Origin of the sequence: Kocuria sabuli, from assembly GCF_040981185.1 — a bacterium.
Taxonomy (GTDB): Bacteria; Actinomycetota; Actinomycetes; order Actinomycetales; family Micrococcaceae; genus Kocuria; species Kocuria sabuli.
In genome coordinates this window covers 67,679-74,845 of record NZ_JAVHZE010000016.1, presented here as the reverse complement: position 1 = coordinate 74,845, position 7,167 = coordinate 67,679, and the positions used below count along the sequence as shown (strand labels likewise).

The following is a 7,167-nucleotide window of genomic DNA, read 5'->3' as shown; positions in this document are numbered from 1 at the left end:
TGCTGCGCCCGGATCGGGCGAACTGCTTGAAATGCGAAAAACGAAACTTCAACAACTGGACTCCACTGTACACGGGTTGCCCCCGACGCGCTGTGACGGATGACACCTGCCGCCCCCGGCGGGCGCCGGCGCCGGAACGAGCCCCGGGACCGCTGCGCCGCGCCCCGGCCCCGGCCCCGGCGCACGTGCAGTACATGAACGACTTCGCCGCCCGGCTCGAGGGCACCGGCGAGTTCGTCGACGAGCAGGCGCTCTCCCCGGAGGGCACGTTCGTCCGCTACGACGGCGAGGGGAGGCCGCCGGTCACGGACGGCCCGTTCGCGGAGACCAAGGATCTGATCGCCGGCTGGATGGTGATCGACGTCGAGGACGACGAGCGGGCCCTGGAGCTGGCCGGTGAACTGTCGGCGGCCCCGGGCGCGGGCGGGAGACCGATCCACGAGTGGCTCGAGGTGCGCCCGTTCCTGGCCGCGCCTCCGGCCATCACGGAGTGACGCACGGTGGACGAGGCCCTGCTGCGGGCCCTCACCCCCACGGTGATCGGGATCCTCTGCCGCCGCGGAGCCGACTTCGCGGCGGCAGAGGACGCCGTGCAGGACGCCCTGGTCGAAGCGGTGCGCGTGTGGCCGGACGATCCGCCGCGGGACCCGACGGGCTGGCTGGTCGCCGTGGCCTGGCGCACGTTCCTCGACGCCGCCCGCTGCTCCGGTTCACCGGCAGCCCGGTGGTCCGCCTCAACCGCGCCGTCGCGCTCGGCGAGGCCCGCGGGCCGGCCTGGCCGCCCTGGCCGGGCTCGACCCCTCCCTGCCCCGCCTCGCCGCCGCCACGGCGTACCTGCACGAGCGTGCCGGTGACCTCGCGACCGCGGCACGGCTCTACGCCGACGCCGCCCGGTCGGCGGCCGACCTCCCCGAACGCGACCACCTCGTGCGACAGGCCGCACGGCTCAACGCGCGGCTGCGCGGCTGAGCGGCCGTGCCGGACAGGACGCAGGGGGCTCCGCCGGTGGCCGTCGCGCGGACCGCAGGAGTGGAGGAACACGCCCCCGGGAGGCGGGGTCGGCCGTCGCCGCGCCCCCGGGACCGCGCCGAGCCGACCCGGTCACCGGCCGGCTCGACGCCTTTCGCCCGGCGGTGGGTCGAGGGGTTCGTCGACGGCGTGGAGCTCGTTGGTGAGGCCGCTGCCTGCGGTCCCGTCCAGCGGGGTGACGTCCACGACGATGCCCGTCCGCACGTCGAGATGCACGCAGTACACCGTGGCGAGGTCGCCACCGGTGAGGGTCGGGTCCTCCGGGCCGTACTCGCGGATCCGGCTGGCGGGGCTGTCCAGCAGCGGGCAGCAGCCGCACCGTGGGATGTAGCCCTCCTCCCCCGCGTCGTCGTCGCCGAGCAGCGGCCGGCACGTGGCCGACCAGGTGAGCCGGCCCCGCAGCGTCGTGGCCAGGACATCGCTGACGTCCACCCCCCGGCTGAGCTCGACCGGATCGAGCATGGCCGTCCACCGGTAGTCCTGCCACATCGGATCGCCGTGGTCGTAGTGCCAGCCCTCCGGGCGCCGGCCGACCAGTCCGTCCGGGCGCAGCACGGGGCCCGTCTCCGCAGGTGGGGCGGCAGCGCACACCGTGCCCTCGCCGCTGCGGCCCACCAGGTCGACGGAGCCGCTGCAGGGCACGCCCTCGGCCACCTCGACGCCTGCGGCGGTCCGCACGGTCACCCGTCCGATGCGCCGGTCCAGCCAGGCCTCGACCGGCTCACCGTCCGGAGTGCTCCCGCTGTCCTGCTGCCGCCGATGGGTGAGGTGCACGGTGGTGAACCGCCACGGCGCGCTGGCCGCCAGCGCCCGGAAGTCGGCCGCAGTCGGGGTGTCGGGCAGAAGTTCGCCGCTCATGCGACCGAGTACAGCACATTCGAGAACCCCGACGTGCGCTGCGGTGGCCGCGGGTCAGTGCCGGACGCCGGGATTGCCCCAGGAGCAGGGCCCCAGCAGCTGGTCGGTCGGTCCGAGGTCCTCGAGCTCGTCGGTCGACAGCAGGGCGCCGGGGTTGTGCCCGTCGGTCTCGCAGCGCACCAGCACCACCATGGTGGAGTCGGCCGGCTCGTAGGGGGTGCCGAGGATCACCTCGCCCGCCCGGAGACGGAGGCCGGGGCGGTCGGTGTGCATCCGGTAGCGCGACAACCGGGGAGTGGCCCGGGCGGTGACCGGGGCGGCGGCGTCCGCGTCGGGGACGTGTGCCGCGGTCTCGGGGCGGACCGGGGCGGGGACCGGATGGGGAGCAGTCATGGCGGGGGATCTCCTGGGAGCGGGTGCACCGACAGTCCCGGGTGGACCTCGGTGCCGATTGGGGGCTCGACATCGTTGTCCGCCTCCAGGATAAAGAGCCTGATCAACGAGGGGAAATCGACCGGCTGTCCGCTGTCGCGGCAACCGGGTCGAGGGGCCCTGTCACGACCCGGGAGGACATCCGATGAATATTGACATTCGATAGGTATCGAGTGAGACTCGATCCATGAGTGTTGAACATCGGGCAGTCGCTCCCCTCAGGGTCTTCCTCGTGCTGCTGTTCGGGATCCTGGTGCTGTTCCAGGTGATGTCGCTGCCCGGGCAGTTCGCGCACATGGCCCAGGAGTCCCCGGAGATGGCGTATCTGAGGTGGCCGCTGACGGCGGTGACGGTGTTCTGGGTGCTCTGCGCGCAGGTGGTGATCGTGGCCACCTGGAAACTGCTCACCCTGGTCAAGAACGACCGCATCTTCAGCACCGCGTCCCTGGTGTGGGTCGATGCCATCGTCTGGGCCATCGGGGCCGCGTGGGCGGTGCTGCTGGGGGTGTTCCTCTACGTCGGCTTCAACGCGGACGACCCCGGGCTGCCGCTGCTGCTGTTCCTGATGCTGACGGGCGTCACGGTGCTGGGTCTGCTGATGGTGGTGATGCGGGCGCTGCTGCGCCAGGCCACGACCCTGCGCAGCGACATGGAAGCGGTGATCTGATGCCCATCGTCGTGCGCATCGACGTCGAGCTGGCCAAGCGCAAGATGAGCGTGGGCGAGTTCGCCGAACGCGTCGGGCTCACCCCCGCGAACGTCGCCGTGCTCAAGAACGGCCGGGCAAAGGCCGTGCGCTTCTCCACCCTGGAGGCCATGTGCCGGGTGCTCGGCTGCCAGCCCGGGGACCTGCTCGAGTGGGTCGAGGACTGAACCGCCCTCCCCGGCAGGACCCCGACCGCGTGCACCCGCCCGCCGCCACGATCCGCGGCCGCTCCACCCCCGCGAAAGGACACTCCGTGAAACACCTCCTTCCCCTCCTGCTCGTCCCCGTCGGTCTCGTGATCGGTGCCGCCGGCATCGTCTACGGCGAGGGCGACGACTCGCCGGGCCTCCAGCTGCTGGGCGTCCTGTTCGTCCTCGCCGCGGTGGTCTTCGGCGTGCGGACCCTCCGACGCGGCAGCTGATCGCCCGGGCACCGGCTCGACGCCACGGGTCAGAGATCCATCAGGGCGGCGGCCACCAGCGCTGCGGCCCCCAGCCCGCCGAGCACGACCGGCACCACGGGCGGGGCCACGGCCGGGACGGTGCGTCCGACGTCGGCCAGGTCGTCCAGCCGCCGTTTCTCCAGGACGCCGTCGACCTGGGCGAGCGCCCATTCCATGTCCGCCAGCTTCTGCGTGCTCCAGGCGGGCTGGTCGGCGCACCGGGTGTAGATCCGCTCGTAGCTCATCTGCAGCTCGGCCCGCAGGCTGGAGTGGTAGGCGAGGATCCGGCGCAGCCGTGCCGTCGTCCGCCACCGGCGCGTCCACCGGACCGCCCACCAGGCCAGCGCGGTCGTCACCGCGAGCACCCCGGCTGCGGCCACCATCGACGTCGCGGACATGGCCCCGCCCCCCGTTCGTGACATCCCGTGCGCAGGAAGCGCAGCGACTGCGCGTCCGCCGCACCGGAGCGGTTCTGTGGACAGTATGCCCCGTGTGACCTGCGGCGACACCCGTCCCCTGGCGACTTTCCCTCTGGTGCGGCGCTACGGCTCCTCTGCCTGCTGCGGGGTCAGAGGCTCGAGTGGCCGGCCACGACCTTCTCCAGCTCGTCCTTGCCCGCGGCCAGCATCTGGTCCACCGCGGCCGGGTCCTCCCGGTTGCGGGTGAGCATCCGGTCCATGGACGCGCCGCGCACCACGCTGATCTCATCGCCGATCATGCCCGCCACCGCGGCGGCCGCCACCTCTTCGGGGCTCTCGTAGTCGAAGCCGTGCTCGGCCCGGGCGTCGGAGCTGGCCATCATCGGGGTGTCGGTGGCCCCGGGGAAGACGTTGAGCACGTGCACGCCCTCCCCGTGGAGCTCCCGGCGCAGCGCCTCCCCGAAGTGGGCGATCCCGGCCTTGGTCGCACCGTAGGTGGCGTAGAAGGGACTCCCGAGCAGACCGAACCCGGAGGAGACGTTCACGACCAGCGCCTCGCCCGAGGCCCGCAGCGCCGGCAGCGCCGCACGGGTGAGCAGGATCGGGGCGGTGAGGTTCAGCGCGAGCTGCGCCAGCACCTCGGACTCCTCGATCGCCTCCAGGCGGCCGGCGCGGACGTTGCCGGCATTGTTGATCAGCACGTCGATCCCGCCCAGCCGGTCCCGGGCCGCGGCCACGACCTGGGCGGGGGCGCCGTCGGCGGTCAGATCGGCAGGGACGACCACTGCCTCACCGCCCTTCTCCCGCACCAGGGCAGCGACCTCCTCGAGGGGCTCGGAGCGCCGGCCCACCAGCGCCAGTCGCGGTGCGTACCGGGCCAGTTCCAGGGCCATGGCGCGGCCGATGCCGGTGCCGGCGCCGGTGAGCAGGATCGAGCGGTGGTTCAGGTCCATGAGAATTGCCTCCGGAACGGTGTGGAAAGAAGATGTGGGGCTGCTGGTGCAGGCCGGGGAAGAAGGTCGTCGGGAAGGACCGGCGCCCCCGGGCCGGAACGACCTGGTCGGCGAGGTGTCAGTCGGCGAGGTGGTCGACGATCGCCACGGCGACCGCCGCGGGCGAGTCCTCCGTGGGGATGTGCTTGCCGTCCACCTCGACGAGGTCCGCCCCCGGGATCTCCTCGACGTAGCGGTGGGCGTTGCCGATCTTCTGGAAGTCGTCGTCCCGGCCCCACACCAGGCGGGTGGGCAGCGCTGCCTCCTGCAGGGCGGGCACCAGGTCCAGCGTGTACTTCGGGTCCGCGGCGGCGGCCAGCGCCGTCCAGGAGCGGACCCGGGCCGGATCGTGCCAGGGCGAGAGGTAGTCGGCGAGCTCCTCCTCCCCGAGCTCCCGCAGCACGCTGCCGCGCGTGGCGGTGGCCCGGGCTCCGAGCATGTCCTCCACGGTGGTGGCCGCCCGCACCTGCGGGTCCCGGAAGCGCTCGACCGCCGGCACCGGCCAGGAGTCGAACATGACGGAGTTCATCAGCACCAGCCTGCGCACCCGGCCGCTGGTGGCGACGTGCTGGGCGACCCCGCCGCCGATGTCGTGGCCGGCCAGGTCGAACTCGTCCAGGCCCAGGGCGTCCGCCGCGGCCAGCACCGTCCGTGCCAGGGCCGGGACGGTGGCGTGCTCGACGTCGAGCTCACCGCCGCTGGCGCCGAACCCGGGCAGGTCCAGGGCGATGCACCGGGCGACCCCGCCCAGCGCGGGCAGGACCGGCTGCCACACCCGGCTCCAGAAGGTGCCGTGCAGGAGCAGCAGGGGCCGGTCCCCGGGGCCGCCGGCGGCCAGGTAGGACAGCTGCGTGCCGTCCACCTCGACCTGTTCACGGGATACGAGAGGGGTCATGTGATGCGCTCCTGTTCCGGTCCGTGTCCCGGAGATCGTCTCGGGATCCGATGCTGCGGGGCCACGGACCCTCGAGGAAGGACCCATCAGCATGCTGAGCACTCTACGGGCATCCCGTCCAGCGGAGAAGGCCGGGCGGTGCCCGCCCCGGAGGACTTCTCCTGCGGTGGAGGGATCGGGTCGGGCGGATCCGGCGCGGTGCGGACAGGAGGGCGGCCGTGCCCGGACCGCGGCAGCTCCTCCGCCGGCGGGCGCGCCGACCCGGCTCACCCGCCGGGTGTCACCGGGATTCCCGAAGCGGGGTGTCGGCACTGGGTCACGGGGACCAGTCTCCGCTGGCCCAGCCCGGACTCACGCACCCACACCACCTGCAGATGCGGGGCGCACTCCTCCACCTGGGCCCGGAAGGAGAACCCTTCCCGGTCCCGGACCTCGACGAGCCGACCCGGGAACAGCTCCTGCGCCGACAGCCGCCGGCCGGGGTCGCCGGACTCACTCATGAGCCGGCCCGGCAGGACGGTTCCGGCGGGTGGCGAGTTCGGCCACCAGGTCCTGGTGGCGGTCCAGGGTCACCGGATGCGCGCCGTCCGGTGAGCCCAGGTGTTCGCTGTCGAGCTGGAGGCGGACCCGGGAGTGCAGCACCTGCAGCTGCGTCAGTGCCAGCTCGGCGAGTTCGTCCGGGAAGTCCTCGGCCGGGGCCACGTGCGTCCCGGGCTCAGCGGCCTCCGGCGGGGCGCCGTGGTGCTCCTGCCCCACGGTGGCCGCCAGGGGCACGGGAGCGTACGCGAAAGCGGGCCGGTTCATGCCGCCACCTCAGCCACGGAGACCTGCGCCGGCGAGAACCGCGCGGCCGCGCCATGAACTGCCTCGGCACCGTCCGGAGCACCCGCACCGGTGATGGCGGTGGGCGAGGGCTGGGGAAGCAGCAGCCGCACGTGCGCGCCCCGGCCGGTGAGCTCGGCACGGTGGAGGGCTTCTTGCAGCAGTCGGGCGCCGGCGGCCTCGAACCGCGTCAGTCCCGTGAGATCCACGGTGACCTCGATGCCCGGGGTGAGGGCGCGCGCCCGGCGGATCAGCGGGTACAAGCCCTGCTGGGAGACGGTGGTGAGCGCGCCGGCGACCTTGATGATCACGCGGCGGTCGTCCGGATCGACGTGGACGAGCACGGAAAGCTTGGGGGACATGGCAGCGACCTTTGTGAGTCCGGGGGCAGAGGGGAGCACGGGCCGCTACTTGACCAGGGCACCAGCGTAGAACACGATCCGGCACTCGGGCGGTCCGGGCCTGATGACGTGCGTCACGCCTGCCCGTACCGGTGCAGGACCAGTGGTCGGCGTGGGGCCACCGGGGCCGCGGCCGCGACCGTCCGTTCGGAGGCGAACTCCTCCCGCTGT

At 73.1% G+C, this 7,167-nt stretch carries 12 protein-coding genes; 5 read left to right on the top strand and 7 right to left on the bottom strand.

The features are described from left to right. The first annotated feature begins 152 nt into the window (after window positions 1–152). Window positions 153–494, top strand: coding sequence for a YciI family protein (locus tag RE027_RS14340; RefSeq protein WP_368808950.1), 342 nt, complete (start codon window positions 153–155; stop codon window positions 492–494). A 6-nt stretch (window positions 495–500) separates the two neighbouring features. Further along, window positions 501–854: a sigma factor gene (locus RE027_RS14335; protein ID WP_368808946.1), complete on the top strand. Its 354-nt coding sequence runs from the start codon at window positions 501–503 to the stop codon at window positions 852–854. A 247-nt stretch (window positions 855–1,101) separates the two neighbouring features. Here the strand turns inward: RE027_RS14335 and RE027_RS14330 are convergent, their stop codons facing one another. Further along, entirely contained in the window at window positions 1,102–1,887 is a 786-nt protein-coding gene (locus RE027_RS14330) for a hypothetical protein (protein WP_368808945.1), read from the bottom strand. A 54-nt stretch (window positions 1,888–1,941) separates the two neighbouring features. Further along, window positions 1,942–2,280: a hypothetical protein gene (locus RE027_RS14325; RefSeq protein WP_368808944.1), complete on the bottom strand. Its 339-nt coding sequence runs from the start codon at window positions 2,278–2,280 to the stop codon at window positions 1,942–1,944. 226 nt (window positions 2,281–2,506) lie between these two features. On the opposite strand from RE027_RS14325, the gene RE027_RS14320 reads away from it, so the two are divergent. The 3 genes from RE027_RS14320 to RE027_RS14310 all read left to right on the top strand — a co-directional run bounded on the left by RE027_RS14320 (window position 2,507) and on the right by RE027_RS14310 (window position 3,446). Beyond that, window positions 2,507–2,986, top strand: coding sequence for a DUF2975 domain-containing protein (locus RE027_RS14320; protein ID WP_368808943.1), 480 nt, complete (start codon window positions 2,507–2,509; stop codon window positions 2,984–2,986). Then, complete coding sequence (locus tag RE027_RS14315) at window positions 2,986–3,192, top strand: helix-turn-helix domain-containing protein (protein WP_088985077.1); 207 nt, start codon at window positions 2,986–2,988, stop codon at window positions 3,190–3,192. Before RE027_RS14320 ends, RE027_RS14315 begins: the two co-directional genes overlap by 1 nt. Before the next feature lie 86 nt (window positions 3,193–3,278). Beyond that, window positions 3,279–3,446 (top strand): hypothetical protein, encoded by a 168-nt coding sequence (locus RE027_RS14310; RefSeq protein ID WP_368808942.1) that lies wholly within the window; start codon window positions 3,279–3,281, stop codon window positions 3,444–3,446. A gap of 29 nt (window positions 3,447–3,475) precedes the next feature. Here the strand turns inward: RE027_RS14310 and RE027_RS14305 are convergent, their stop codons facing one another. From RE027_RS14305 to RE027_RS14285, 5 genes are all read right to left on the bottom strand, one after another. Beyond that, window positions 3,476–3,865 carry a hypothetical protein gene (locus tag RE027_RS14305; RefSeq protein WP_368808941.1) on the bottom strand — a complete coding sequence of 130 codons (390 nt, stop codon included), beginning with the start codon at window positions 3,863–3,865 and terminating at the stop codon, window positions 3,476–3,478. A 170-nt stretch (window positions 3,866–4,035) separates the two neighbouring features. Further along, window positions 4,036–4,839, bottom strand: a complete 804-nt coding sequence (locus RE027_RS14300) for an SDR family NAD(P)-dependent oxidoreductase (protein WP_368808940.1) — start codon at window positions 4,837–4,839, stop codon at window positions 4,036–4,038. Window positions 4,840–4,957: 118 nt separating this feature from the next. Continuing rightward, the gene (locus RE027_RS14295; RefSeq protein ID WP_368808939.1) at window positions 4,958–5,773 is read right to left on the bottom strand and encodes an alpha/beta fold hydrolase; all 816 of its coding nucleotides are present in this window, start codon (window positions 5,771–5,773) and stop codon (window positions 4,958–4,960) included. Window positions 5,774–6,265: 492 nt separating this feature from the next. Continuing rightward, complete coding sequence (locus RE027_RS14290) at window positions 6,266–6,577, bottom strand: hypothetical protein (RefSeq protein ID WP_368808938.1); 312 nt, start codon at window positions 6,575–6,577, stop codon at window positions 6,266–6,268. Then, window positions 6,574–6,957: an STAS domain-containing protein gene (locus RE027_RS14285; protein WP_368808937.1), complete on the bottom strand. Its 384-nt coding sequence runs from the start codon at window positions 6,955–6,957 to the stop codon at window positions 6,574–6,576. Before RE027_RS14285 ends, RE027_RS14290 begins: the two co-directional genes overlap by 4 nt. Window positions 6,958–7,167: the final 210 nt, after the last annotated feature.

Bases quoted from the DNA above. Each gene is read 5' to 3' on its own strand.
- RE027_RS14330 (WP_368808945.1), bottom strand. From the start codon at position 1,887: ATGAGCGGCGAACTTCTGCCCGACACCCCGACTGCGGCCGACTTCCGG.
- RE027_RS14325 (WP_368808944.1), bottom strand. From the start codon at position 2,280: ATGACTGCTCCCCATCCGGTCCCCGCCCCGGTCCGCCCCGAGACCGCG.
- RE027_RS14320 (WP_368808943.1), top strand. From the start codon at position 2,507: ATGAGTGTTGAACATCGGGCAGTCGCTCCCCTCAGGGTCTTCCTCGTG.
- RE027_RS14315 (WP_088985077.1), top strand. From the start codon at position 2,986: ATGCCCATCGTCGTGCGCATCGACGTCGAGCTGGCCAAGCGCAAGATG.
- RE027_RS14305 (WP_368808941.1), bottom strand. From the start codon at position 3,865: ATGTCCGCGACGTCGATGGTGGCCGCAGCCGGGGTGCTCGCGGTGACG.
- RE027_RS14300 (WP_368808940.1), bottom strand. From the start codon at position 4,839: ATGGACCTGAACCACCGCTCGATCCTGCTCACCGGCGCCGGCACCGGC.
- RE027_RS14295 (WP_368808939.1), bottom strand. From the start codon at position 5,773: ATGACCCCTCTCGTATCCCGTGAACAGGTCGAGGTGGACGGCACGCAG.
- RE027_RS14290 (WP_368808938.1), bottom strand. From the start codon at position 6,577: ATGAACCGGCCCGCTTTCGCGTACGCTCCCGTGCCCCTGGCGGCCACC.
- RE027_RS14285 (WP_368808937.1), bottom strand. From the start codon at position 6,957: ATGTCCCCCAAGCTTTCCGTGCTCGTCCACGTCGATCCGGACGACCGC.